The 25,595-nt window shown below is 72.3% G+C and carries 15 protein-coding genes; 5 read left to right on the top strand and 10 right to left on the bottom strand.

Annotation, left to right across the window (positions count from 1 at the left end; genetic code table 11):
• The first annotated feature begins 76 nt into the window (after window positions 1–76).
• The 3 genes from AB0C33_RS44100 to AB0C33_RS44090 all read left to right on the top strand — a co-directional run bounded on the left by AB0C33_RS44100 (window position 77) and on the right by AB0C33_RS44090 (window position 3,199).
• Entirely contained in the window at window positions 77–1,261 is a 1,185-nt protein-coding gene (locus AB0C33_RS44100) for a lipase (protein ID WP_358299448.1), read from the top strand.
• Window positions 1,262–1,538: 277 nt separating this feature from the next.
• Window positions 1,539–2,483 carry a PmoA family protein gene (locus AB0C33_RS44095; protein ID WP_358299445.1) on the top strand — a complete coding sequence of 315 codons (945 nt, stop codon included), beginning with the start codon at window positions 1,539–1,541 and terminating at the stop codon, window positions 2,481–2,483.
• On the top strand, window positions 2,480–3,199 hold the full coding sequence (locus AB0C33_RS44090; protein ID WP_358299442.1) for a cupin domain-containing protein: 720 nt from the start codon (window positions 2,480–2,482) through the stop codon (window positions 3,197–3,199). Before AB0C33_RS44095 ends, AB0C33_RS44090 begins: the two co-directional genes overlap by 4 nt.
• Before the next feature lie 95 nt (window positions 3,200–3,294).
• Here the strand turns inward: AB0C33_RS44090 and AB0C33_RS44085 are convergent, their stop codons facing one another.
• The 5 genes from AB0C33_RS44085 to AB0C33_RS44065 form a co-directional block, all read right to left on the bottom strand.
• The gene (locus tag AB0C33_RS44085; RefSeq protein ID WP_358299439.1) at window positions 3,295–4,296 is read right to left on the bottom strand and encodes a LacI family DNA-binding transcriptional regulator; all 1,002 of its coding nucleotides are present in this window, start codon (window positions 4,294–4,296) and stop codon (window positions 3,295–3,297) included.
• A 108-nt stretch (window positions 4,297–4,404) separates the two neighbouring features.
• Complete coding sequence (locus tag AB0C33_RS44080; protein WP_358299436.1) at window positions 4,405–7,533, bottom strand: glycosyl hydrolase; 3,129 nt, start codon at window positions 7,531–7,533, stop codon at window positions 4,405–4,407.
• Between the two features lie 4 nt (window positions 7,534–7,537).
• On the bottom strand, window positions 7,538–8,416 hold the full coding sequence (locus tag AB0C33_RS44075; RefSeq protein ID WP_358299433.1) for a carbohydrate ABC transporter permease: 879 nt from the start codon (window positions 8,414–8,416) through the stop codon (window positions 7,538–7,540).
• Window positions 8,413–9,300, bottom strand: coding sequence for a sugar ABC transporter permease (locus tag AB0C33_RS44070; RefSeq protein WP_358299430.1), 888 nt, complete (start codon window positions 9,298–9,300; stop codon window positions 8,413–8,415). The genes AB0C33_RS44075 and AB0C33_RS44070 overlap by 4 nt, the downstream gene beginning before the upstream one ends.
• Entirely contained in the window at window positions 9,284–10,624 is a 1,341-nt protein-coding gene (locus AB0C33_RS44065) for an extracellular solute-binding protein (protein WP_358299427.1), read from the bottom strand. Before AB0C33_RS44065 ends, AB0C33_RS44070 begins: the two co-directional genes overlap by 17 nt.
• A 249-nt stretch (window positions 10,625–10,873) precedes the next feature.
• Here AB0C33_RS44065 and AB0C33_RS44060 point away from each other — a divergent pair, with 249 nt between their 5' ends.
• On the top strand, window positions 10,874–11,908 hold the full coding sequence (locus AB0C33_RS44060; protein ID WP_358299424.1) for a LacI family DNA-binding transcriptional regulator: 1,035 nt from the start codon (window positions 10,874–10,876) through the stop codon (window positions 11,906–11,908).
• Here AB0C33_RS44060 and AB0C33_RS44055 read toward each other — a convergent pair.
• On the bottom strand, window positions 11,889–14,858 hold the full coding sequence (locus AB0C33_RS44055) for a glycoside hydrolase family 38 C-terminal domain-containing protein (RefSeq protein WP_358299421.1): 2,970 nt from the start codon (window positions 14,856–14,858) through the stop codon (window positions 11,889–11,891). The genes AB0C33_RS44060 and AB0C33_RS44055 overlap by 20 nt on opposite strands.
• 18 nt (window positions 14,859–14,876) lie before the next feature.
• Entirely contained in the window at window positions 14,877–17,108 is a 2,232-nt protein-coding gene (locus AB0C33_RS44050; protein ID WP_358299418.1) for an FAD-dependent oxidoreductase, read from the bottom strand.
• A 128-nt stretch (window positions 17,109–17,236) separates the two neighbouring features.
• Between AB0C33_RS44050 and AB0C33_RS44045 the strand changes: the two genes are divergently transcribed.
• On the top strand, window positions 17,237–18,526 hold the full coding sequence (locus AB0C33_RS44045; protein ID WP_358299415.1) for an ROK family transcriptional regulator: 1,290 nt from the start codon (window positions 17,237–17,239) through the stop codon (window positions 18,524–18,526).
• Here the strand turns inward: AB0C33_RS44045 and AB0C33_RS44040 are convergent.
• Genes AB0C33_RS44040 through AB0C33_RS44030 form a run of 3 tightly spaced genes read right to left on the bottom strand, consistent with a single transcriptional unit; the run spans window position 18,523 to window position 25,523 of the window.
• Window positions 18,523–20,388: a glycoside hydrolase family 97 catalytic domain-containing protein gene (locus AB0C33_RS44040; protein ID WP_358299413.1), complete on the bottom strand. Its 1,866-nt coding sequence runs from the start codon at window positions 20,386–20,388 to the stop codon at window positions 18,523–18,525. The genes AB0C33_RS44045 and AB0C33_RS44040 overlap by 4 nt on opposite strands.
• 42 nt (window positions 20,389–20,430) lie before the next feature.
• Window positions 20,431–24,042, bottom strand: a complete 3,612-nt coding sequence (locus tag AB0C33_RS44035) for a beta-galactosidase (RefSeq protein WP_358299410.1) — start codon at window positions 24,040–24,042, stop codon at window positions 20,431–20,433.
• Complete coding sequence (locus AB0C33_RS44030) at window positions 24,039–25,523, bottom strand: twin-arginine translocation signal domain-containing protein (RefSeq protein ID WP_358299407.1); 1,485 nt, start codon at window positions 25,521–25,523, stop codon at window positions 24,039–24,041. The genes AB0C33_RS44035 and AB0C33_RS44030 overlap by 4 nt, the downstream gene beginning before the upstream one ends.
• Window positions 25,524–25,595: the final 72 nt, after the last annotated feature.

The following is a 25,595-nucleotide window of genomic DNA, read 5'->3' as shown; positions in this document are numbered from 1 at the left end:
TCGTTCATGCGCATGAGTGCCGAAATCATCTCCGGTACGGAGTTTTTGCGCGCTGCGTCTCCCTAGCGTGGCGGTCATGAATCGCGCACTTCTCCGACGGGGTCTGGCCGCCGCGGTGACGGTCGGCCTCCTGCTCACCGGACCCGCCGTACAGGCCAGGTCGAAGCCCGTCACCGTGACCCTGCCGCAGCCGACGGGCCCACGCGAGATCGGCACTGTCACACTGCACCTGCGTGACGGCTCCAGGGCCGACCCGTGGATCAAGGCCCATGACCGGCGTGAGCTGATGGTCAGCCTGTGGTACCCCACGCACCGTCCGGACGGCCACCCCGCCGCACCCTGGCTGCCGCCTCGCGCCGCCGAGGCCTTCTACCGCAGCAACGACCTGTCGCCCGCGGCTGTCGGCCTGCCCCTGACCCATGGCCGCGAAGGGGCCCGCGTGGCCGGCCGGGGGCTGCCCGTCGTCCTGTTCTCGCCCGGCAACGGCGCCGACCGTTCCATGAACACCACCACGGTCGAGGAACTGGCCAGCTGGGGCTACATGGTGGTCACCATCGACCATCCGGGCGACGCCGGCGAGGTGGAGTTCCCCGACGGCACGGTCACCGGCCGCGTGCTGAAGCCGGTCCCGGTGAGCCGGCTGGCGGAGAAGGCCGACGAGATCAAGGTGCGGGTGGCTGACGCGCGCTTCGTGCTGGACCGGCTCAAGGAGCTGAACAAGGGGCAGAACCCCGACGCTGAACGCCGGACGCTGCCGGAGGGGCTGCGTGGCGCGTTCGACCTGGGCAGGGTCGGGATGTTCGGCCATTCCGCCGGAGGAGCGACGGCCGCCGCGACGATGCTGGCGGACCGGCGGATCAAGGCGGTGCTGAACCTGGACGGACCCGCCCTCGGCAAGGTGGCCGCCAAGGGGTTGGCCAAGCCGTACATGCTCATGGAGGCCGAGATCTTCGACAAGCCCATCCGGGGGCAGAAGGCCTTCTGGTCGCGGCTGAAGGGCTGGCGGCTGCACGTGCGGACCAACGGCGCCAAGCACAATTCCTATACCGACCTGCCGGTGGTGTACGAGCAGGCGGCCGCGGCGATGGGCCTGTCGAAGGAGCAGTTGCGAGCGGTGAACGGGACGCTTTCTGCGGCGCGTTCCGTGGCCGTCACCCGCGCCTACACCAGGGCCTTCTTCGATCTGCATCTTCGACGCGAAGGCACCCTGCTCGGCAAGCCGTCCTCACGGTTCCCCGAGGTGCAGGTGATCGCCCGCTGAGTTCCCTGGCCTGATCTCGTGACGTCCGAGCCGGCGCTTCCGCCGGCCGGAACCCCGCCATGAGCCCTGGGCACGGGGTTGACCCCGAGGGGCGGTCGGCATAGCTTGATCAAGCAAAAGTGATCGATCACTCTTGGTCCCTGCCCGCGCGGCGTCGTGGCGCGGCCGGCGGGAGACCGGGAGCGGCGGTCCGGCCACGCACCGGCCATGCACTCCCCCGGCGGCGGCCACGCTCCGCCCGCCGCCGCCCCCCGTTCCCAGCAGAAGGACCCGCCCCATGCCCGACACCATGCCCGACACCACGCCCGACACCACGCCCGACACCACGCTCGCCGTCCGCGAAGAGGACGACGCCCTGGCCATCACCGCCGGAGCCGTGCGGATCGCCCGATACGTCCACCGGCCGGACGCTCCCGACGCCGAGTCCCCCAAGCCCTACATCCACCCCATCCGCAGCCTGTCCGGCGCGCCCATGTCGGTCTACCGGCCGCACGACCACCGCTGGCACAAGGGCCTGCAGATGACCTGGGCGCACCTGTCGGGGCAGAACTTCTGGGGCGGCCCGACCTTCTCGGCGGAGCGGGACTACCACTGGGAGGACAACCACGGCCACATCAACCACCTCGCCTTCACCGACGTCACCTCCGACGGCAAGCGGGTCGTGGTCGAGGAGAGCCTGCACTGGCTCTCGGCCCGGGGCGAGCACTGGATCACCGAGCAGCGCCGCCAGGTCTTCCACGGCGTGGACCGCGCGCGCGACATCTGGGCCCTGGACTTCACCACGTCGCTGCACAACGTCCGCGGCGCCACGCTCGACTTCGGCAGCCCCACCACGCACGGGCGGCCGATGGCCGGGTACGCGGGCTACTTCTGGCGCGGCCCCAGGTCCTGGACCGGCGGCACGATCATCGGCGCCGGCGGTCTGGGCGGCGAGGAGATGATGGGCGTCGAGGCGCCATGGCTGGCCGTGGTCGGGCAGCACGACGGGATAGACGGCGGCGGGACCGTGCTGGCCGTCGCCGGGCACTCCAGCGCGCCGACGCCGATCAAGTGGTTCGTCCGCAGCGAGGCGTTCGCCGTGATCAGCCCCTCCCCCTCCTTCGACGAGGAGATCGCTCTGGCCGACGGCGACACCCTCGAACTCGCGCACCGTTACGTCTTCATCGACCACAGGTGCGACCGGGCCGAGCTCGACGAACTCGGCACGGAGTTCGCGCTGTGACCCCGCTGTTCCCCGGCGGCACCTCGGTCAGCGATCTGGCGGTCTACGACTGGGAGTGCGCCGACGGTGTGCACGGCGGCACGCCGCACCTGCACACGGTCTCGACCGAGGCGTACGTCGTGACCGCGGGCCGCGGGGAGGTGCACACCCTCGGCGCCGCCGGCTTCGCCCGCGACCGGCTCGAAGCGGGCACGGTCCTGTGGTTCTCGCCCGGGACGATTCACCGCCTGGTCAACGAGGACGGGCTCCGGCTGCTGGTGATCATGCAGAACGCGGGCCTGCCCGAGGCCGGGGACGCCGTGCTCACCTTCCCCGCCGACGTCCTGCGCGACCGCGACGCCTACCTCGCCGCGGCGACGCTGCCGGTGGGTTGTTCGGAGGACGAACGGGCGGCGGCCGCGCGGGCCCGCAGGGACCTGGCGGTCACCGGGTTCCGGCGGCTGGTGGCGGACGCCGAGGAGCGCGGCGGGCAGGCGCTGGCGGACTTCCATCGGCTGGCGGCGGCGATCGTGCGTCCCCGGGTGGCGTCCTGGAAGGAGTTGTGGGACCAGACCGTCGCCGCCGAGACCGAGCGCACGGCGTCACAGCTCGACGCGATCGCGGGTGGTGATCCCGCCCATCTCGGGCGGGCCGCCGTGGTGCGGACCACTGCCGGGCCGGGCCCTCGCGCCTTCGGCATGTGCGGCCGGCTGCGCACGTGGGCGCCACTCCCCTGATCGGGCGGCCGGCTGCGCGCACGTGGGCGCCGCGCCACTGATCGGGCGGCCGGCGGGTCCTGCGGCTGGATCGGCGCCGGCGTGCGAGCCGGTCCTCAGGCGGGCGCCGGACCGGCCGTCTCGCGGACGATGACCCGGTTGATCGACCGGTCGGACGGCGGCGGCGCGGGCTCGCCGCGCACCGCCGCGATGAGCCGGGCCATCGCCTCCCGCCCCTGCACCTCCCTGTCCACCGCCACGGTGGACAGGGAGGGGGTGGCGAAACGTCCCAGTTCCTCGTCGTCCCAGCCGAACACGCTGACGTCGCCCGGGATCCGCCAGCCCCGTGACAGCGCCGCGCGTACGGCCCCCATCGCCACGTGGTCGTTCACGGCCACGATGGCGGTCACGCCACAGCCGTCGGGCAGACCGCGAACGGCGTCGTAGCCGGACCGGGAGCTCCAGTCACCGAGCGCGACGCCGTACGAGACGAGCCCGCGGCTCGCGATCGTCTGCTCGAAGACGAGCTTGCGGTTGCGGGCCGAGGCCCAGCTCTGCGCGCCCGCGATGTGGAAGAAGACCCGATGGCCGAGCGAGGCGAGATAGTCGATGATCTCCTCGACCGGCGAGGCGTCCGCCAGCTCGTTCGTCCCGCGCAGTCGGTCGTCGTAGTCGCCCGTGACCACGATGGGCACCGGCGAGGCGGCCGGATCGGTCTCCAGGGGCGTCAGCGACAGAACGCCCTCGACCTGCCCGGAGCCGGCCAGCTCCAGCACCCGCTCCGCCCTGGCCCGCGGATCTCCCTCGACACTGAGCACCTCCAGCTGGAAGCCCTCGGCGTGCGCCGCGGCCGCGGCGGCGCGGAGCATGCGCGCCGGCCACAGGTAGTCGGAGGCGGGCAGGGTGACCGCCAGCCGGTTCGTGTGCCGCGTGCGCATGGAACGCGCGACGAGGTTCGGCCGGTAGTTGAGCTCCTGGACGACCAGGTCGATCTTGGCGCGGGTCGCCGGTCTCAGGGTCTCGTTCTGTCTGAAGTACCGGGAGACCGTCTGGTGCGACACGCCCGCGCGCCGGGCCACCTCGTGGATCGTGAGGCGCGGCGTCTCAGCCTCGTCCAAGGGCCCCCTCTCCTCGCGCTGCGCGTCACAGCCTAGCCGGTCGCCCGCGCGCCGCACGACGACGAAGTGATCGATCACCTCGCCGTCGCCCCGGCCCTCGTGGAGCCCTCAGGAGCCGGACGCCCCCTGGAGGCCGCTGGTGAGTCGTACGGGGAAGTGCCGGCCGGTGTCCTTGCTGTGGCCGATGCCGGACGACCACTCCAGATAGCCCTTCCTGCCGGGGCCGTCGTCGTCGTTGACCAGCAGGGACAGCGCGAACACCCCGGCCGGCGGTCCGTTGAGCCCCAGGCTCTGCCAGGGCAGGACGACGTCGTAGGCGGTGGTGGCGCCGGTCCTGGTCACCGCGAGCCGTTCCGTCGGGGTCGGGCCGGTGATCGCGATGCCGAAGGCGGCGAAGGTGTAGGCGGCCGGCCCGGCGGGCGTCAGCGCCAGGCCGATCTCGGTGCGTTCGGTGGAGGCGCCGGGGAGCGCGGGCGACAGGGAGAGCTGGATGGAGTCGCCGTTGTACAGGTTGCCCGCCGGGTTCTTCTGGGTGAACACGTCGTCCTGGACCGTGGCCTGGAGGCGCAGCCCCGTCGCCGTCTGCGTGATCCGGACGGGACCGCCGAGGTCGGCGGCACCGCCCCAGCCGGCGGTGTAGCGGAACCAGGTCGCGTCGGCCGCCAGGTCGATCGGCGCGACCGTGGTGGCCGTGTCGGGCTCGATCGGTCCCGCGCCGACGGACTGCCGCAGCTGGAGCGCGGGACGGCCGCGCAGCCTGACGGACACGTCGAGGTAGCCCTGCTCCCACACGCGCAGCGACGGGAGGGGGACGGCGTGGGAGACCTGCTTGCCGGGTTGCAGCGTGGTGGTGTCGTCGATCGTGCCCGACTCCTTGCCGAGCGTCCAGGTGATGCCGTCGAGCGTCACGGGGGTCTTGCGGGAGGTGTTGGACAGGGAGACGGACGCCTGCGCCCGGTAGCCGCCGTCGCGGACGAGGTCGGCCTCCACAGCGGCGACCACGGGGGTGGTGACCCTGATCGTCGGCGTCGCGAGTCGCGCCACCTTCTCGTTCCCGGTCGTGGCCCAGCCGGTGACCCAGCTCGCCTTGCCGCCCGCGGGGGCGGGGAGGTCGAAGACGGTCTCGGCGGTGCCGCAGCCCTTGACCTTGACGTCGTGGCGCCGCCCGTCCAGGGTGATCGTCACCTTGGCGGGGACGGCGCGGCAGTTGCGGCCGGTGCGGTCGACGACCGCGCGCACCTCGATGCCCTCGCCGTCGGCGACGGTCGGTGACGTCTTCAGCGTGATCGCGGGCGCGGGGTCGAGGACGAGGGAGTCGACCTGGCCCCTGACGTAGACCGGGTGCTCGGTCAGGGTCACCTGGACCGCCCCGGCGTGCGGGCTCAGCGTGGCGGGCACGCCGTACTGGTCGGTGAGGGTGAGCGGCTGGGCGGTGCGCAGCGTCACGGTCCGCGGGCCGTCCGACGCCCACATGACGCGGACGAGGTCGCCCGCCGTGCTCCTGAAGGGGAAGGAGTACGTGGTCGCGTCCAGCGTGTCCCGCTCGGCGATCGTGCGTCCGGCGAGTTCGGCCGCCATCACCGCCTGCGCGACCGCGGCCGGCTTGGGCTCGGCGGCGTAGCGGGCCGTCGCGCGCCGGACCTCGAAGACGCCGAAGTTGTGCTCCTGGTTGTTCGCATCGGTTCCGTCGTCGCGGGCGTCGTACCAGTAGAGGCGGTCGGCGCCGCCGGCCAGGGAGAGCACCGCCGAGCGCACCAGGTAGTCGGCCTGCATGGCGTCGGTCGTGCCGCCCGCGGTGTGGGTCGGCCAGCCGTACTCCGTCAGCCACAGCGGGAGCGGGCGGCCGGCGGCGGCGTCGATGGCCTGGCTCAGCGACGCCATCTGCGTGTCCATGCCTTCGGGCGGCGTGGGGTGGCGGTAGGGGTGGACGGACACCGCGTCCAGCGCCTGCGCACCGCCCTGTTCGAGCACCTGGCGCACGTAGTCGGCCGAGGCGCCGGAGATCGCCGGGCCCACGAGCCGGGCTCCTTGCGGCTTGGCGTCGGCGGCGGCCTGGAGGAGCTGCGCGTAGCAGGCGGGGGTCCGGCCGCACAGGCCGTCGTTGAAGTTGATGTTGAACTCGTTGTAGACCTCGGTCGCCCGGGTGTAGCTCGCGAAGTGCTGGTTGACGGCGGCCGTGAAGCGTCCGTAGGCGGCCAGTCCCTCGGGCGAGCTGGGCGTGCGGTTGCCGTCGTAGAGCGGGTTGCGGTAGGCCGAGATCGGCAGCGGCTCGATCCCGGCGGCGTGCAGGGCGGCGAATCCGGCGTCGTAGCGGTCGAAGGTGTAGACGCCCGCCTGCTTCTCGACCGCCGACCAGCCCACGTCGTTGCGTGAGTGGGTGTAGCCGATGCGCGCGAGGCCGTCGATGAGCTCCTGCTCGTACCCGTGCAGGCCGACCCCGAACGGCGAGCCGGCCGCTTCGGCGGGCATCGGCGGCACGATGCCGAAGCTCGTGCTCAGCGTCCCGGAGGTGAAGGTGTAGAAGCCGTTGGGCAGCGAGGCCAGGTCCACGACGCTGTTCCCGCCGGTGAAGGCGGCCGTGCCGCTCGCGACCTGCGTCCCCCGGGCGTCCTGTACGGCCCAGGGGGCGGGGGCCGGGTTCTGGGCGTCGGTGAACAGTTCCAGGGCGGCCTTGCCTGGGTCGAAGAGCAGGGAGTCGTTCATGACCCCGAAGTAGGTGGAGTGTTCCTCGAAGCCGGGGTTGGCCAGCAGGTTCCGGCCGCTGCCGTCCTCGGTCATGGTCAGGTCGTCCAGCCGTACGCCGGGGGTCACGTCCTGGGAGACGATGCGCAGGGAGAAGCTGGTCTGGGTGGCCGGGGTGGTGTAGGTCCAGGAGACCTGGCGCCAGCCGTAGACGCCCATCGGGAAGTTGAAGCGCTGGGTGCTGTCCGGGCTCAGCACCGCCTGCAGCGCGGCCGCCTTCGACAGCCCTTCCGAGGCCACCCAGGCGGTGAACCGGTAGAGCGTGCCCGGCTTGACCGGCACGGTCTGGGCGAGCTGCCCGTAGGTGTTCGGGCTGCTCGGCGTCTGGTTGACGATGCGCACCGCCGACCCGGTGTGGCCCTGCGCGGTGGCGGTGAAGGCGACCTCGGCCGAGCCGCTCCTGCTGATGGCCCACGGGTCGAAGGTGTTGGAGTACGGGAGTTTCGGGGCGGCTAACGCGGTGGTGACGAGGAGGAGCGCTGACAGTGTTTTCATCGGGTCACCCCTTGACGGCGCCGGCGCGGCCGGCGCTTCGTAGGAACTGCTTCTGGAACAGCAGGAAGAAGACCAGCGGGAGGATCACGGCGATGAACATGGCGGCGATGAGCGTGCTGGTCTCCGCGGTGGCCGAGATCTTGTAGAGGACGACGGACAGCGGCTGCAGATCGGGCGAGGGCAGCACGAGGAGCGGCCACAGGAACTCCTTCCAGGCCGACACCAGCGTGAGCAGCGAGACGACGGCGATGATCGGCCGCGACATCGGCAGCACGATGCGCCGGAACACCTCGAAGGAGTTGGCGCCGTCGACCTTGGCCGCCTCGAAGACCTCCTTCGGCAGCTCGGCGAAGAAGTTCTTCACCAGCAGCACGTTGAAGGCGTGCGCGGCGGCGGGCAGCCACACGGCCCAGTAGCTGTCGATCAGGTTGGCCCCGACGCCCGGCACGTCGATCACGGTCAGGTACAGCGACACCAGGGAGACGACTCCCGGGATGAACAGGGTGGCCATCACCGCGGCCGAGACGACCCCGGCGTACCTCGGCCGCAGGATGGCGAGGGAGTAGCCGCCGGTCAGGGCGACCAGCAGGCCGAAGAACCAGTTGCCGGCCGCGATCCAGACCGTGTTGGCCAGGGCCCGGCCGATGTCCATGCCGTTCCACGCCCTGGCCAGGTTGTCCCACCGGATGCCGCTCGGCCACCAGCCGAACGGGTCGCGCAGGATGTCCTGCGAGGTCGACACCGCCGACTTGGCCAGCCAGAGGATCGGCCCGGCCGCGACGATCGCGAGGCAGGCGAGCACGGCCACGATCAGCCCGGTGAACACCACGCGGGTCGCCGGCCTGCGCCGCTCGCCGCTGGACAGGATGCCACGCTCGTTCACGAGTGCTTCCACCCCCTCGTCGCGCGCAGGTACACCGCCGACAGGGCGGTGAGGAGGACGGCGAGCATCAGGCTCAGCGCCGTCGCCTTGCCGAAGTCGCCGGCGACGAAGGCGTACTTGAAGATCAGCATGAGCAGCGTGACCGTGCTGTTGTCCGGCCCGCCGCCGGTCATGACGTAGGGCTCGGTGAACACCTGGAAGGTGCCGATGACCTGGAGGATCAGCATGAGCAGGATGACCGGGCGCAGCTGGGGCAGCGTGATGTGCCACACCCGGCGCAGCACCCCGGCGCCGTCGAGCTCGGCCGCCTCGTAGAGCTCGGGCGGCACCGACATCAGCGCGGCGACGTAGATGATCGTCGTCGTGCCGAAGCCCGCCCAGGTCGCCTGGACGACGATGCTGGGCATCGCCGTCTCGGCGCTCTGGAGCCAGGGGAACGGTCCCAGCCCGGCCCAGCCGGCCACGGTGTTGAGCAGGCCGTGCTCGCTCGGGTCGTACAGCTGCTTCCACAGCAGCACCGCCACGACCGGCGGGATGATGATCGGCACGTAGACGAGCACGCTGGCGATCGTCCGCGTCCGGCGCAGCTCCCCGATGAACACGGCGAGCAGCACCGGCACGGGGAAGCCGACGACCAGGGCCAGCGCGGTGAACCAGACGGTGTTCCAGGCGGCGGTGGCGAGCAGCGGGTCGGCGAGCACCCTGCTGAAGTTGCGCAGCCCGACCCAGGTGGGGTCGGTGACCAGGTTGGTGCGCTGGAAGCTGAGGACCAGGCTGCGCAGGATCGGCCACCACGAGAACAGCCCGAACACGATGAGCATGGGCGCGGTGAACAGGAGTTTCCCGAGGCCGCCGCGCTGGGTCCACCTACTGAGCGGCGGCATCGATCAGCGCCTGCGCGTCCGTCCGGGCCTGGGTGAGCGCCGCCGGGATGTCGGCGTCCTGCTTGGTGAGGACCTGCTGGGTGACGGCGTCGAGGAGCGCGTAGGTCTCCTGCGCGGCCACGGGCGGCTCGCCGAGGATGGGCAGCTTGCCCAGGCTGTCGAAGTAGGCCCGGTAGTTGTCCCGCTTGACGTTGACGTAGCCGGAGACCCAGGTCAGGTAGCGGTCGTAGATCTCCGGCGAGAACAGCGGCACCTCGGGCGCGCCCACGGGCAGGCCGCCCGCCTTGGACGTCTCGGCCCACTCGACGGCGGCCTGCTGGTCGAGGAAGCGGTTCAGGTACCGGAACTTCACCCACTCCAGGGCGGCGGCCGCCTCGCTCGGGGCGGCCTTGGGGCTGACGACGGCGATGTCGCCGCCGCCCAGCGTGCCGATGCCGGCGGCCGACTGCGGGAGCGGCGCGATGCCCAGGTCGTCGCCGGGCATGTCGCGGTTGCCGACGAGGTCGCGGTAGAGGTCGGCGCCGAGGACGGTCTGCCCGATCCGCCCGGCGGCGATGGAGTTGCGCATGTCGTCCTGGCTCAGCAGGAAGTTCTTGCCCGCGGCCTGGTCGGTCCACCGGACGTCGTGCAGGAACGTCAGCGCGTCCTGCACGCCGGCCGCGTCGATCGTGGACGTGACGGTGTCGCCCTGGCGCTGCTGGATCATGCTGCCGTTGGCGTAGGCCATCGTGGTGAGGATCCAGCCGCCGGAGTTGGTCGTCGTCGCGATCGTGAAGCCGGCCGCGTCGCTCGACCTGCTGATCGCCTTGGCGTTGGCGCGCACCTCGTCCCAGGTCTTCGGCGGGGTGTCGGGGTCGAGGCCCGCCTTCTCGTACAGCGCCCGGTTGTAGATGAAGGCCATCGTGTACGCGGCGGAGACGACGCCGAAGGTGTGGCCCTCCGCGTTCTGCGTCTGCTTGGCGACGGCCGGGTTGAGCTTGGAGAGCACCGCGTCGCCCTTGACCAGGTCGGTGATGTCGCGTACCTGGCCGTTGAGGGCGAGCTGCTGGATGTTGGTGTACGGCACCTGCATCGTGGTGGGCATCGAGCCGCCGGCGACGAGGGCGGCGAACGTCTGCGGGTCGAACTTGGTCTCCTCGCCCACCACCGTGATGTTCGGGTGGAGCTTCTGGAAGGCCGTGACCTGCTTGGTGAACAGAGCGAGATTGTCGGCGTTGTCCTTGGTGGGCATGTTGCCGACGTGGATCGTCACCTTGGCGTCCGGGTCCGTCCCGGCCTCGGGACGTCCGGACGAACACGCGGTGAGAGCTATGATTCCGGTCATCGCGATACCGGCGAGCCGCCAGTTTTTGTGATAAAGCATGACGAATCCCTCTTTGCGGGCATGGTGGCGATCGAGCTCGGGCGGTGTCGTGACCGCTGGGGGCTCACGCGGGCAGCAGTGGCGTGCCGGCGGATTTCGTGGCGATGGTCAACCGGTTGACCATCGCCATGGTCGTGCTGATCCTGGTACTTTGTCAAGAGTCCGGAGAAACGTGGACGTCACCTGTTGTCACCGGGAGGACAGGAACTGATGGCGCGCAAGGCCGCTACCCTCGCGGACGTCGCCGCGGCCGCCGGCGTCTCGGTGTCGCTGGTGTCGAAGGTGCTCAACAACACCGGACGCGCCTCCGAGGAGACCCGCAGGCGCATCCACGACGCCGTGGAACGCCTCGACTTCCGGCCCAACGCCCTGGCCAAGTCCTTCGCCAGAGGGCGGAGCGAGCTGGTCGGGATCATCATCGAGGACGCCTCGGAGATCTTCAGCAGCATGGTGCTGCGCGGCGCGGAACGCAGACTGGCCGCGGCCGGGCTGGCCACGCTCGTGTGCGACGCCGCCGAGAGCGACCAGCGGCGGGCCCAGTTCGTCCGGGCGCTCGAAGCCCGTCACGTCGACGCCGTGCTGGTCATCGGGTCGGGGCCGTCGGGCCTCTACCCGTCCGTCTCCGACCGGCTGTCGTGCCCCGTCGCCTACGCCTTCTGCGAGTCCGACAATCCGGCCGACGTCTCGTTCCTGCCCGACGACCACGGCGCGGGGCGGATCGCCGCCGAGCACCTGCTGTCGCTCGGCAGGACGAAGATCGCGCACATCGGCGAGGGCAGCGAGCGGGGCGCCGAGCTGCGCACGCGCGGGTTCGTGGAGACCCTGGCCGCCGCCGGGCACGCGGTGGAGCCCATCGTCGGCGACTGGTCCAAGGCGTGGGGCCTGCAGGCCGTCAACCGGCTGATCGAGGCGGGCACCGAGGTCGACGCCATCTTCTGCGCCAACGACTTCATCGCCTACGGCGCCTACGTCGGCCTGCGCGCCCACGGCCTGCGGATCCCGGAGGACGTGGCGCTGGTCGGCCACGACCACTTCTCGATGGATCCGCCGCAGCGCAGGTCGGGGTTCCTGACGACCATCGACCCCAACCTGCCCGCGCTCGGCGACGCGGCCGCGCGGCACCTGATCGCGCCGGGCACGGCGGCCGACTTCGCGCCGAAGCTCGTCGTCGGCCGCACCACCGCGGGCGGTCAGGCCGCCGGCGATCTCGCCACCCTGCTGGAGTTCATCGACCAGCTGCTGTGAAGCGCAGCGTGACCAGCTGGAACGGGCGCAGCGTCAGCGACACGGCCCCCGGCTCGAACCGCGCGTCCGCGGGCGGCTCGACGTCGCGTTCGACCAGGTCCACGAAGCGGGCGTCCCCGACCCCCTCGACGCGCACGGGCGCCCTGGTCCCCTCCGACTCGTACAGGCGCACGATCACGTCGCCGCTGCGGTCCTCGGCGAGCTTGACCGCCTCCACGATCACGGCCGGGTGCGAGACCCGCACCAGCGGCTCGACCTCCCGCCCCCCGCGCACGGCACGCGCCGGCACGTTCGCGCGGTACCCCTCGGCGACGGCCTCGCGGATGCCGGCGTTCGGCCTGATCGAGTAGGCGAGCGTGTGCCTGCCCAGGTCGGATCCGGGATCGGGGAACATCGGCCCGCGCAGCATGGACAGGCCGACGGTCGTGGTCGTGCCGCCGTCCTGGCGGGTGTCGCGCACCACGTCGTGGCCGTACGTCGACTCGTTGGCGATGGCCACGCCGTACCCGGGTTCGCCGACGTGGATCCAGCGGTGCGCGCACACCTCGAAGCGGGCGGCGTCCCAGGAGGTGTTGGTGTGCGTGGGCCGGTACACGTGGCCGAACTGGGTCTCGGCGGCGAACCTGTCGGCGTGCACGTCCAGCGGGAAGACGAGCTTGAGCAGGGCGTGGCGCTCGTGCCAGTCCACCTCGGCGACCAGGTCGAGCGCGGCCGATCCCGGGCGCAGCCGCAGCGTCTGCCTGATCGTCGAGTCGCCGAAGCGGCGGGTCACGACGACCTCCCCGTCGCCGGTCTCCAGGCTCTCGACCTCGTCGACGTCGCGGGCGACGCGCCGGTAGTGCTCGTCGATGTCCCAGGCGTCCCACTCGTTGGGGATGTCGCGGTGCAGCACCAGGCGGTGGCCTGCCGCGCCCGGCGCGATCGCCTCGCGGCCGGTCCCGGCGTCGCGCAGCGACACCAGGTGGCCCCGGCGGTCGATCACCGCCCGGACGAGCCCGTTGTCGAGCACGAACCCCGCGTCCTCCGCGGTGAGGGAGACGCCCGCCGGGTGCGTGACGCGCTCGCGGATGCCGAGCCCGTCCGTGGCGAGCTCCAGGTCGCCGTCGCCGACGAGGACGCGTACGCTCTGGTCGATCACCCGGTCCAGCCGCTCCAGCAGGTCGGCGTTGTTCTGCTCCACCTCGTCGTGCACCCAGGCGATCGAGGTGCCGGGCAGCACGTCGTGGAACTGCTGCAGCAGCACGGTGTGCCAGCTGTCGGTCAGCTCGTCGTAGGGGTAGGCGGCCCCCTCGCGGACGGCGGCGGTCGCGGCCCACAGCTCGGCCTCGCGCAGCAGGTGCTCGTTGCGGCGGTTGCCCTGCTTGGTCAGGTGCTGGCTGGTCAGGGTCCCGCGGTGCAGTTCGAGATAGAGCTCGCCCGACCACACCGGCGGGTTCGCGTACTCGGCCTCGGCGCGTTCGAAGAAGGCCTGGGGCGAGTCGATCGTCACCGCCGGCGAGCCTTCCAGTGACCTGAGCCGCTCGGCGGCGGCGAGCATCTCGCGGGTCGGGCCGCCGCCGCCGTCGCCCCAGCCGAACGGCACGAGCGAGGTCCCGGCCACGCCCTTCTCCTTGTAGCTGCGCGCGGCGTGGGCGAGCTCGGCGCCGGACAGCTCGGAGATGTAGGTGTCGGCGGGCGGGAAGTGGGTGAAGATCCGGGTGCCGTCGATGCCCTCCCACAGGAAGGTGCTGTGCGGGATCTGGTTGACCTGGTTCCAGGAGATCTTCTGGGTGAGGAACCAGCGGCTGCCCGAGGCGGCGATGATCTGCGGCAGCGCGGCCGAGTAGCCGAAGGTGTCCGGCACCCAGGCCTCCAGCGTGTCCACGCCGAACTCCTTCAGGAAGAACTGCTTGCCGTACAGGAACTGGCGGGCCAGCGACTCGCCGCCTGGCATGTTGATGTCGGGTTCGACCCACATGCCGCCGACCGGGATGAACTGCCCGGCGGCCACCTTCTTCCTGATGCGCTCGAACAGCGCCGGGTAGTGCTGCTTCACCCAGGCCAGCTGCTGGGCGGAGGAGCAGGCGAAGCGGTACTCGGGGTGCTCGTCCATGAGCGTCACCGCGCTGGCGAACGTGCGCGCGCACTTGCGGATCGTCTCGCGCACCGGCCACAGCCAGGCCGTGTCGATGTGGGCGTGCCCGACGGCGACGATCCGGTGGCTGCTGGCCGCGGCGGGGCTGGCCAGCACGTCGGCCAGCGCCGCGCGTCCCGCCGCCGCGGTCGCCGAAACGGCGGCGGGGTCGACGGCGTCGAGCATCCGCTCCAGCGCCCGCAGGATCTCCCACCGGCGCGCCGATTCGGGGCTCAGCTCGCGCATCAGCCCGTCCAGCGTCCAGATGTCCTGCGCCAGCTCCCACACCCCGATGTCCAGCAGCGCCACGTCGAAGGCTCTGGCGGTGTACAACGGCCCGCCGCCCGCCGTCGCCCGGTCCCCCAGCGTCGTCGGCTCGTAGGTGTTCTCGCCGGCGAGCTCCGGGTTCGCCGCCGCCTCGACGTACAGGTCGACGTACGGCTCGGCCGGGTCCCACGGCAGGTGGGAGCTGCGCGGCGCCACGGCCTTGATGAGTGTGCCGTCGGGCAGGTAGCCGAGCCCTTCGGCCTGGAACCCGGGACGCGGCCCGGAGAAGCCCAGGTCGACGACGATCTCCAGCCGGGTGCCCGGGGGAATCATCTCCGGCGTGCGGCCCGTCACGTGGAACCAGGTCGTGCCCCACGGGTCGCCCCACCGGTGCGGCAGCGTGACCGGCTGGTAGCCGGCCGCGAACGCCGCCTGGGCGGGCACCGGCTCGCCGGGCACGTTCCATGCCTCCACGGTGAGGGGCCGTCGTTCCCGGTAGAGGGCGCCGGGCAGGAACTGCTGGACGAAACGCGCCAGCCGTCCCTCGACGATCAAACGGTTGTCATGCACGATGCACTCTCTCCAAAGTCAGGTTTCGAAGACCCGCACGGCGACGATCATGGCTCGCTCGTCGCCGTTGGTCGCCGTGACGACGACCCGCAGGGCGCCCGCCCGCGTGGCGGGGTCAAGCACATGGACCCGGCGGCGCATGCGGTTGCCGGTGACGGACGCGGCCGTCTCCCAGCCGCCCGTACGCGCCACCTCGATCCGGTAGTCCTTCACCAGTTCCGGCATGACGAGGTACGGCGTGCGATGGTGATGCAGGTTGACCAGGTCCTCGTCGACGTCGTCGTTGAAGATCAGCTCCACCCGGCCGATCGCCCGCGCCTCGCTCCAGCGCAGCTCGACGTGCTGCTCGCCGCCGCCTTCGGAGACCCACAGGTTCGGCCCGTCGTAGGGCCTGGCGAGCCCGCCCGCGACCTGCTCAGGCCGGTAGGCCGCGGTCGCGGGCTCGACCTCGAACCGCGGCGTGCGCCTGCGCAGCTCGAAGGCCGACCACGCGTTGCTCTGCGGCTTGCCGGTGTCGAGCGCCGGTTCCCTGCTGAGCAGCCCGAGGACGCCGTACGGCGGGCGGCCCGCGCCGACCTGGACGGCGAGGTCGGCGTTCCGCCGGACGACCACGACCACCTCGCCCCCGTCGAAGGGCACGTCGTCGAAGCGGGCCTCCAGCCGGCCGCGCCCGGCCTCCACCCGGACCTCGCGCCGGGCGAGCGGTTCCACGGGGATGTGGTTCAGCCCGCCGCCCGTGCCCCACAGCTCGACCGTCGCGGTGGTGGCGCGGGCGGCGTCGACGCCGATCCGCACGACGTCGATCCGCGGGTCGGCGGGCAGCAGCAGCCCGAAGTCGGCCTCGCCGATCGGAAGCGGTTCCGGCTCGCCGCCTCCGTCGCCCGCCAGGCGGGTGAGCGTGGACGACGCCGTCACCGTGGCCTTGAGCGCCAGGTCGGACGGGTCCTGCCAGGGCACGCCCAGCAGGGAGGCGTCCTGCCGCAGGAGCATCGACTGCAGCTCGCCCAGGTGCGAGGTCGCGATCTCGCGCGGCGTCACGCCCCTGCGCACCGCGAGCGCGGCCCCCGCGCCCGCGGCCTCCCCCACGACGGCGCAGGTGGCCATCACGCGGGTGCTGCCGAAGGCGACGTGGCTGGCCGAGATGTCGCGGCCCGCCAGCATCAGGTTGCGGACGTTGGCGGAGTACAGGCAGCGGAACGGGATGTCGTACAGGCCGGGGCCGAACAGGTGCTTGGAGGGGCTGTCGGCGGCGTAGATGCCGCCCGGCGGGTGCAGGTCGATGGACCAGCCGCCGAAGCCGACCGAGTCGGGGAAGCGGGTCTGGCCGACGATGTCCTGCTGGGTCAGGACGTGGTCGCCGAGGAAGCGGCGGTACTCGCGCTTGCCCGGCAGGCTGCCCACCCACTCCAGCGTCAGGTTGTCGGCGTCGAAGCGGCCGGAGTTCTTGATGTGGTGCCAGATGCCGAAGACGATGCCCCACAGCTCGTCGCGGATGCGCTCGTTGTCGGCGACCGCGTCGAGCTCGCCGCCCCACTCGATCCACCAGTAGTCGCAGCCGTTCATGCCGGGGTCGATGTGGCGGCGCAGCGGCAGGTCGAACGCCTCGACGTCCTTGGTGATGCCCGGCGGGACGAAACGGACCGGGCGGCCGGTGTCCTTGGTGTAGAAGAGGATCGTGCTGCCGAGCATGTTGTCGTCGGCGACGTCGGGGGCCCAATCCTCGCCGTACACGCTGCGGTCCTCCCTGCCGGTGGCGAACCTGGCGCCGGCGAGCAGGCCGACCAGGCCGTCCCCCGTGCAGTCGAGGAAGATCGGCGACTCGAACGTGATCAGCTTCTCCGAGCCGGACTGCCAGCCGGTGACCGAGCGGATCACCCGGTCCTCCTCCTCGCCGCCCGCCTCGACCTCGCGGACCTCGGTGTTGAGGAAGAGGGTGATGTTGGGCTCGGCGCGTACCAGGTCGAGCACGACGTGGTCCCACAGGATCGGGTTGCCCTCCGGGTTGCGCCACTGGTTCTCCGCGAACAGCTCGCCCATCAGGCCGGTCTCGCGGGCGAACTTCTGCGCGCCGTGCGCGGTGGCGCCCACCACCCACACCCGGATCTCGCTGCTGGAGTTGCCGCCCAGCACTCCCCTGTTGTTGATCAGGGCCACTTTCGCGCCGTTGCGCGCGGCGCTCACGGCGGCCGTGACACCGGCGAGGCCGCCGCCGACCACGGTGACATCGGCGGTGTGTGCGATCTGCATCATGATTGCCGACTTTCTCGGGTCGAATCCAGCAACGCGGACCTACAATATTTCCGACGTCTTGAATAAGTCAACGACGGGTTGGCTAAGGTAGGCGCAGAGCGCGACGACGGCGAGGGGAACGGGGAGCAGTGGCAGCAGCCAGGCGGGAGTCGACCACGGCCGGGAAGGCAGCCAGGCGCGAGGGCGGGCCGCCGGCCCGATCCTCCGGGCTCCGGCGCGGCTCCAATCTCGAACACGTCGCGGACTTCAACGACTCGGTCGTCCTCGACGCGATCAGGCGGGCGCGGACCGGGAGCTCGCGCGCGGAGCTGGTCGTCGAGACGGGCCTCGCCGCACAGACCGTGTCGGACGTCTGCCAGCGGCTGCTCGACCAGGGGCTCATCGCGGAGACCGGCACGTCCACGACCGGGTTCGGCCGGCCGCGCCGCACCCTTGAGCTGGTCCCTGCCAGCCGCTACGCGCTCGGCGTGCACATCGACCCGGCCACGATCACGTACGTGCTGCTCGACCTCGGCGGCAACCTCGTGGCCCACTTCAGCAGGCAGACCGCCAGCCCCCAGGACGCCGACGCCATCATGACCGGCATGGCCGCGGCCCTCGACGTCCTGCTCGCCGGATCCGGCGTCGAGCGCGACCGGGTGCTCGGCCTCGGCATCGCGGCGCCCGGCCCGCTCGACATCGCGGGCGGGGCCATGGTCGACCCGCCGCACCTGCCCGGCTGGCACCGCGTCGAGCTCGTCGACCGGCTGCACCGGGCGACCGGGCTGCCCATCGTGCTCGACAAGGACGTCACCGCCGCCGCGGTGGCCGAGCGCTGGGCCGGCGGCGCGACGGGCAACAGCGACTTCGTCTTCCTCTACCTGGGCACCGGCGTCGGGGTGGGGCTGGTCAGCGGCGACATCGTCGTACGCGGCCGGTCCAGCAACGCCGGCGACATCGGGCACCTGATCGTCGACGCCGACGGGCCGCCCTGCGAGTGCGGGCAGCGCGGCTGCCTGGGCACCGCCTGCTCGCCGCTGTTCCTCATTCAGGAGGCCGTCGCGGCGGGCGTCCTGCCCGCCACGCCGGAGGACGGTCAGCTCGTCCAGGCGGTCCGGCGGCTCGGCGCGCTGTGCCGGGCGGCCGACGACGGCGACGCGCGGGCGGTGGAGATCCTGCGCCGGTCCGGGCGGCGGCTCGCCCGCGCGATCCTCACCGTCGGCAACCTGCTCGACACCGAGCTCGTGGTGTGCGGCGGGCCCGCATGGGCGCCGGCCGCACACCACTACCTGCCGCTGCTCAGGTCGGCGGTGGCCGAGCGGTTCGTGATGCGCGAGATCCACGATCTCGGCGTCATGGGGACCGCGCTGGGCGCCGACGTGGCCGCGATCGGCGCCGCCTGCCTGATCCTCGACGAACGCTTCTCGGCCCGCCCCTAGGTCTGCTCGGGAAGCAGGCGGGCCACGAAGCCGCCGCCCGGGGGCATGGCGGGCACCTGGAACGCCTCGCCCGCCGCGACGTCGGAGACCGCCACCGCGTCGCGGTCCGCGCCGTCGCCGACCAGGCGCCAGGTGCCGCTCAGCGGCCCGAGGCGCCCGAGGCCGAGGGTGGCCGCCGGGCGCGCGACCGGGCCGTTGATGCCCGCCAGCCACCAGGTCCCTCCCGTACGGCGGGCCAGCACGACGTGGTCGCCCGGCTCCCCCGCCAGCCCGACCGTGTCGTCCCAGGCGGCCGGCACGGCCCGCAGCACCTCGCGCACCTCCGCCGGCTGCGCCCGATAGGACTCGGGCGAGTCCGCGAAGTGCAGCAGCCCCGACTCGTAGACCACCGCGAGCGCCAGCTCGTGGGCCGCCGTGGTCCTGCGGGGCCGCAGCGCGTCGCCGAAGGTCACCGGCGTGTAGTCCATCGGGCCGATCACGTTGCGGGTGAACGGGAGCACGGTGTTGTGCCACACGGCCTCCTCCGCGAACGCCGGCCCGAACAGGTACCACTCGGCCCCGCGTACGGCCTCCAGCGTCATCAGGTGCGGCCACGTCCGCTCCCAGCCGCGCGGGATGGTGCTGCCGTGGAAGTTGACCATCAGCCCGGCCTCGGCCGCGTCCCGCAGGATGCCGAGGTAGTGCGCGATCCCGGCCTGCTTGTCGGAGTGGAAGAAGTCGACCTTGATCCCGGCGATCCCCCAGCCCGCGATCCTGGCCAGCTCCGCCCGCCGCGTCTCGGGCAGGTGCATGAGGTCGCGCGGCCCCTCGGTCGAGTCGTTGTTCGGCCCGGCGGAGTTGTACCAGAGGAACAGGCGCACGTCCCGTTCCGCGGCGTAGCGGACCAGGTCGCGGATCTCCTGCTCGGTGTGGACCGTCCAGTTCGCGTCGACGAGCGAGTACTCCCAGCCCATCTCGCCCGCCAGGTCCACGAAGCGCCGCAGCGCGGCCAGGTCGCGCGGGCTGGCGTTCTCCGACCACCAGCTCCACGACACGCGTCCCGGCCTGATCCACGAGGTGTCGGTGATCGCGGCGGGCTCGGCCAGGTGCCACACGGTCGTGGACCCGATCAGCCCGGCCGCGGTGTCCGCGATCGCGACGAACCGCCACGGGAGCGTCCACGGCAACGCCGAGGTGGCCAGGGCGTCGCCGTGCCCGAGGCCCTCGTCCGGGTCGGGGCCCAGCACGCCGTACTCCCGGCCGGCCGGGACGGGGGCCAGCCGAGTGCCGTGGAAGGTCTCGTCCAGCCCGGCCTCGGAGAGGAGCAGCCACTGCCCGTTCACCTCGAACGTGGCGGGCAGGTCGTACGAGCGCGCGCCGGTCGGGGTGCCGATGGGCACACCGTTGGTGTAGAGGTTTTCGTGGGCGGGCCCGCCGCCGTCGGAGGGCGAGGTCGGCTGCGCCCAGGCCCGCCCTTCCGCCGCGAACGCGAAGGTCGTCAGCTCCCTGGTGACCGTGGCCGTGCCGGAGCCCTCGGGGAAGCGGTAGCGGAACGCGACGGCGTCGTCCAGGACGCGGAGGTCGAGGTCGAGGCGCGCGCCGTTGCGTCCGCGCACCGACAGCGTCGCCGCCGTGGACCGCTCGCGCAGCACGGCGCGCTTGCCGTGCTGCGCGGCGTGACCGTCCTCCCGCACCTCGGCCACGGGTTCGGCGACCAGCGTGAGCCCGTCGTGGAACGACGCGTCCCGCCGCTCGACGCCGAGCCTGGACCGCCGCAGGAGTACGACGCCGCGCCGCCGCACGTCGTAGAAGAGCCGGCCCCGGTCGTCCAGTGAGACGTCGAGCTCGACCGCGCCCTCGGGCGACTTCACGGTCCACAACACGTTGGGTTTCCTTTAGTCCGATGGATGGAATAAAAAGCGGCATTACCGGAGGGTCAGGAGGCGCGGCGTCAGCGGGGCCAGCTCCGTCCGCGACCGGTCGAGCCGTTCCCCGGTGAGCAGGTCCTGGAGGTCGCGCGGCCCGCGGCCGTGGAGCCTGATCGTCACCACTTCCGGCCGCTTGCCGTAGTTCGTCACGCCGACCAGCCAGCGCCTGCCGTCGTGCACCGGCCGCCACTCGACGTCCGCGGGCGTGCCGCCGGACGTCCGCTCCAGCGTCACCACGTCGAGCCCGAGCCGCCGTGCCAGGCCGAGGACGGCGGCCCCGATGCCGGCCGGGCCGTCGGCCTGCAGGACGGTCGCCTTCCTGAGCACCTGCGCGCGCTCACCGGCCGGAAGGGCCCGGTTCCGCTCGTCGCGCGTCAGGGCGTCGGCGCCCGCGACGACGAGCCGGGCCTTGCCGGCCAGGTCCCGCAGCCCTGGCAGGCAGGCGGACGGCAGATGCGTCACCCCGGGTGCGATCACCGTCCTCACCCCCTCGGCGGCCTGCCGCCCGGACAGGCCGGACTCGGTGACGAAGTGCACGGGGACCCCGTTCATGGTCAGGGCCTTGTACACCTCGCGCACCGCGGCCAGGTGCTGCGCGGAGTACACCGACGAGGTGCGCGAGTACAGGATGCCGACCCCGGCCCCGGCGTCCTGCAGCAGGGCCACCTCGGCGGCGAACCGGTTCAGGTCCAGGCTGGTCCGGCCGGCCGCGGCGATCACGTCCGGCCGGTGCAGCATGCTGCCCGCCAGCGTGGACGCCGCCTCGGTGGTCCGCGCCCACACCCAGAAGGCGGTGGCGGAACGGCCGTGCAGGGCGCCCTGCCACAGGTCCGCCGCGACGTGGGCCGCCTCCACCTTCGAGTACGACGTGCTGCGGTCGGGGATCACGTGGTCCTCGGAGTCGAACACCGGGGTCCGCGCGATGCCGGCCTGGAGGTCGTAGAACGCGAACTTGCCCAGGAAGCCGTCGGCGCCCTGTCCCGGGTAGTTCGACGCGTCGTTGCCCGACAGCTGGGAGAAGGTGGCCCACTGCTCGGGATCGGGGCCCCACAGCAGGTAGTTGCGGTCCTTCAGGGTGCTGCCCACCATCTTGGAGTGCACCGGGACGTCCGGGGCGATGTCGTGGACCACCTCGGCCATCCACGCGTGCCACGCGGCGAACGCCCTGGTGTTGAAGGTGATCCAGTCGTGACACCGCACGGTCGGCTCGACCGCCCGCACGCCGGGGGCGGGCACCTCGTCGAAGGTCCGGTGGACGGTGCCGTACACCTTGTTGAGCTCGGCGATGTCGCCGTACTCCGCGGTGAGGAAGCGCGCCCAGCCGAGCCTGGTCGACGGGCTCGCCGTGTCGACGTAGCGGGGCTCGTTGCTGAGGATCAGGCTGTGCAGCGCCGGCGACTTCGCGATCCTGGGGACGATCGCACGCAGGAACGCCTCGATCACCTCCCGCGCCAGCGGGTGGTGCACCTCGTATCCCTCGGCCAGCTTGAGCTCGGGGTGCCTGGCCGTCAGGAAGGCCGGGAAGTACTGCGGCGCCAGCAGCAGGCTCAGGGCGACGTTCGCCTCGGCCGCCGCCGCGAGCCAGCGGACCGGGCCCCGGTCGATCTCGTACGGCGACACCGCGTACTCGCCGCTCGCCGCGACCGTCACCGCTTCGTCGAACCCGCCGTTGCCCGCGATGTTCTCCGGACCCGTCCCGTCGGCGCGCGTGATGGTCAGGTCGTCGATCCACAGCGCCCCGACCTGGCCCTCGCAGATGATCGAGAAGCGGTAGGACGACACGTTGCCGGGGGTGAGGGTGAACTCGACCTGCTGCCAGTCGTAGCTGCCCGCCGGCGGGTAGTAGCGGGTGGCCCAGGTGGCGGTGGGGATCGACACCGCGCGAAGGGTGACGTCCTGCCCCTTGATCCACGCGCGGACCCGGTAGGCGGCCCCGGGCTCCACGGTCAGCAGCTGGGAGAGCTGGCGGTAGTTGTTCGGCCGCCTCGGACCGGCGAACGACACCCGCAGGGACGCGGCGGAGCCGTGCGCGACCGACGGGTCACGGGCGAAGGTCACCGCGGCGTCGCCGACGCCCGCCGTGCCCCAGCCCGGGATCGCGTCCGGCGGGACGATCGCGCTCTGCGGCCCCATCTCCAGGGCGCAGGCGTTGAAGCCGAGATCGGCCAGCCTGGGGAGGTCGGCGACCACCTCGGCCCATCCCATCGGGCCGCTGAACACGACCGGGCGGCCCTTCCTGGTCGTCGTGCCGTCGGAGACCGTGCCGGTGAACATCCAGTCGTCGCGGCCGATCGGCCCGGTGACGTAGCGCGGCACCCGCGTCCCCTGGGCCTTCCCGGCGGCCAGGGATCGCAGGCGGGTGAGGAGGTGGTCGGCCATCGCCGTCATGGTGACCGTGTTGTAGGTGGCACGCCACCTCTGACCTGCCGTGACGTCGTCGCGGGTGTAGCCGGTGAACTTCTCCAAGGTGGTCGCGTCGACGCGTTCGTAGTGAGCGGGGATCCCCCGGTCCTCGCACTGTGCCAGCAGGTCCCCGGCCGTCCTGACGGAGGCGGCGATCGCGGCGAGGTCCCGCGCGATCGCCTCCGCCGACATCGTGACCCGGCCGGTCGCCGCCAGATCGGTGGTCGCGCCGCCGGTCAGGTCCTTGACCGAGGCGCTGATCGCGAGCTCGCCCGCGGTCGTCGCGGTGATCGGGATCGTGAGCCGCAGGGTGGTGCGAGCCGGGATCGTCGCGGAGGTGGCGGCGCCGTCCGGGCCGGTCACCTCGACACGGCGGTCGGCGTCGTCCCAGTTCAGGACGTAGATCGCCGCCTCGATCGTGGACCCAGCCTCGACCTCGTCCTCGTCGAGGGTGATCCAGGCCTGGCACGCGCCCGACTCGGGCAGGGCCGCCAGCCGCACGAACTCCTGCGCGGACTTGCCGGTGGCGATGCCGGGACGCCACTGGATCCAGCCCCGCCGGTGCGCGCCGTCGTTGTCGTTGACGATCGCGTTGAACAGCACCGAGCCGCCGGGAGCCGGGGCGTCGACGCCGGTCGAGGCCCATGGGAACGCCGCCAGGTAGTGCGTCTTCGTCCCCTCGCGCCGGGCGGTCAGGGTGACGTCGCCGACCGGCGAGGTGACCGGGCCGTCGCTGAACCGGTAGACCTCGGGGCCGCCGTCGAGCAGCGCGAGGCCGTACTCCGGGCCGTATCCGCCGCCGCTGTCGCCGAAGGCGATCTGGAGCCCGTCGCCCTGCCACTGGTTGGTGCCGCCGATCGGGTGGTGGACGTCGTCGGTCACCGTCGCGGCGACGTACAGCCGTTCGGCGTCGTAGCCGAGCGCGAGGTCGGCCGACAGGTCGTCCGCGCCGGCCCACCCCGTGATGGACACCTGGTCGTCGCGGCTCGGCAGGCGGGCGCCGAACGCGCCGCCGAGGTCCCCCGCCGCGGCGAGCCTCACGAGCGGGAGGTGCGCGCCCCGTCCCAGCAGCGCCGTCAGCTGTTCGCGGGTCAGCAGGGCGGAGCGCGGGTCGGCGGCCGCCCACTGGGCGGTGACGGCGGGGAGCACGGCGGCGGTGGCGGAGACGCCGACGCCGCGCAGGAAGGTACGGCGGGAGATTGTCACAAGGAGACCTCGAGATAGCAGGTGCGGATGCTGGAAGCGGCGTTGCAGGAGGCGGCGGCCGATCCCGGCGCGTCGGCCAGCGGCACGGTGACCGTGTCGCCGGTGAGGGTCAGCGGCGTGCGCTGACCGGTCAGGTCCACGCGGGCCGCGACGGCCGTGGGCGGCGGCGAGGCCAGGGTGAAGGTCACGTGCGTGCCCGCCCAGCCGGCCGGGGTGTGGACGGCGATGACGATCCTGCTGCCGCCGACCAGGAACCCTTCGACGGAACCGGAGGCCCAGTCCCGGGACGTCGTGAGCCCGGCGTCGTTGGTGTGGGTGTCGTAGGTCTCGGGCACCACGCCGTCGAAGAGGTCGGCGACGGTGCCGAGGCAGACCCCGTGGGAGGTCGGCGTCCCGTCGGCCTTGCGCAGGTAGCGGCCGGCGTCGGCGGCGGACGCCGAGGCGGGCGCCTGCCAGGCGTACCAGAGCAGCTTGAAGCCGTCCGGCCGCTGCGCGAGGCCGCGCGTGATCGCCCAGTGCAGCAGTCCCGGGTACACCAGGGCGGCCGCCGCGGGGCTGGTCGAGTAGCCGATCTCGGTCTGCCAGATCGGCAGCGACGTCCCCAGCGCGGCGACGCACGCGACCCGCAGCGACTCCAGGTCGGACGGCTTGTAGTAGTGCACGTCGAGCACGTCGATGCTGGACCAGGCGCTCGTCTCGGTCAGCAGGGCGGTGAAGCGGGCGATCGCCGCCACCGAGGGCCAGCCGCCGTAGACGACCTTGCCGCCGTGGCCGCGGATCACCGCCGACGCGGGCTTGTGGATCTGGTCGACGTACTCGTACGGGCTGCCGTACCAGAACCCCGCCGACCAGTACGCCTCGTTCCACACCTGGAAGTACTCGACCCCGTAGGTGCCGCGCAGGATCCCCACGACGTGGTCGACGAACGCGCTCCACCTCGCCGGGTCCGCCGGCGGCGTCCTGTCCTTGGGCAGCACGACGACCTCGTCCTGGAGGATTTCGCCGGTGCTGATCCGGGTCCTGGTCACCCGGCGCGACCAGCCCGAGCCGGTGTTCGCCTGGGCGGCGCCGACCTCGTACCGCACGTCCCAGTGCGTCCAGCCGTACGCCGTCGTCCGGGCGGCCCACGGGGCGGAGTAGGCCAGGACCGGGAGCAGGGTGACGCCGTTCAGCGCGGCGGCGGCGAACCGGGCGCCGAAGGCGTGGACGGCGGTGTCGTCGTACGTCCCCTGGGCCGGTTCGACGGCGGCCCAGAGGACGTCGGCGCGATCCCACGACATCCCGGCCAGGGCGCCGATGCCGGGACCGGCCCCGGCGGCGTGGTTGGTGCCGAGCAGCGCCCCCAGCGGCACGGGCGTCGCGGCGGCGTTCGCCGGCCCGGGGAGCCCGAGCACGGCGGCGGCCGTGCCGAGACCCGCGCCCGCGAGGACGGCACGGCGGGAGAGGGCACGAGGAACGTCGGGCGGATCGGCTGCGGTCACGGGTTCTCCTTCGCGAACGGCGACTAAATCCATCCCCCGGATTAAGTGGAGACTAGAGATCCGGACCGCCTC

The organism is Nonomuraea sp. NPDC048881 (assembly GCF_040649795.1).
Classification (GTDB): Bacteria; Actinomycetota; Actinomycetes; order Streptosporangiales; family Streptosporangiaceae; genus Nonomuraea.
Note: the sequence above shows the minus strand (reverse complement) of the source record. Positions and strands in the feature narration are given on the sequence as shown.

Coding starts and splice junctions, on each gene's coding strand:
- AB0C33_RS44100 (WP_358299448.1), top strand. CDS start 77: ATGAATCGCGCACTTCTCCGACGGGGTCTGGCCGCCGCGGTGACGGTC.
- AB0C33_RS44065 (WP_358299427.1), bottom strand. CDS start 10,624: ATGACCGGAATCATAGCTCTCACCGCGTGTTCGTCCGGACGTCCCGAG.
- AB0C33_RS44050 (WP_358299418.1), bottom strand. CDS start 17,108: ATGATGCAGATCGCACACACCGCCGATGTCACCGTGGTCGGCGGCGGC.
- AB0C33_RS44060 (WP_358299424.1), top strand. CDS start 10,874: ATGGCGCGCAAGGCCGCTACCCTCGCGGACGTCGCCGCGGCCGCCGGC.
- AB0C33_RS44095 (WP_358299445.1), top strand. CDS start 1,539: ATGCCCGACACCATGCCCGACACCACGCCCGACACCACGCCCGACACC.
- AB0C33_RS44080 (WP_358299436.1), bottom strand. CDS start 7,533: ATGAAAACACTGTCAGCGCTCCTCCTCGTCACCACCGCGTTAGCCGCC.
- AB0C33_RS44070 (WP_358299430.1), bottom strand. CDS start 9,300: ATGCCGCCGCTCAGTAGGTGGACCCAGCGCGGCGGCCTCGGGAAACTC.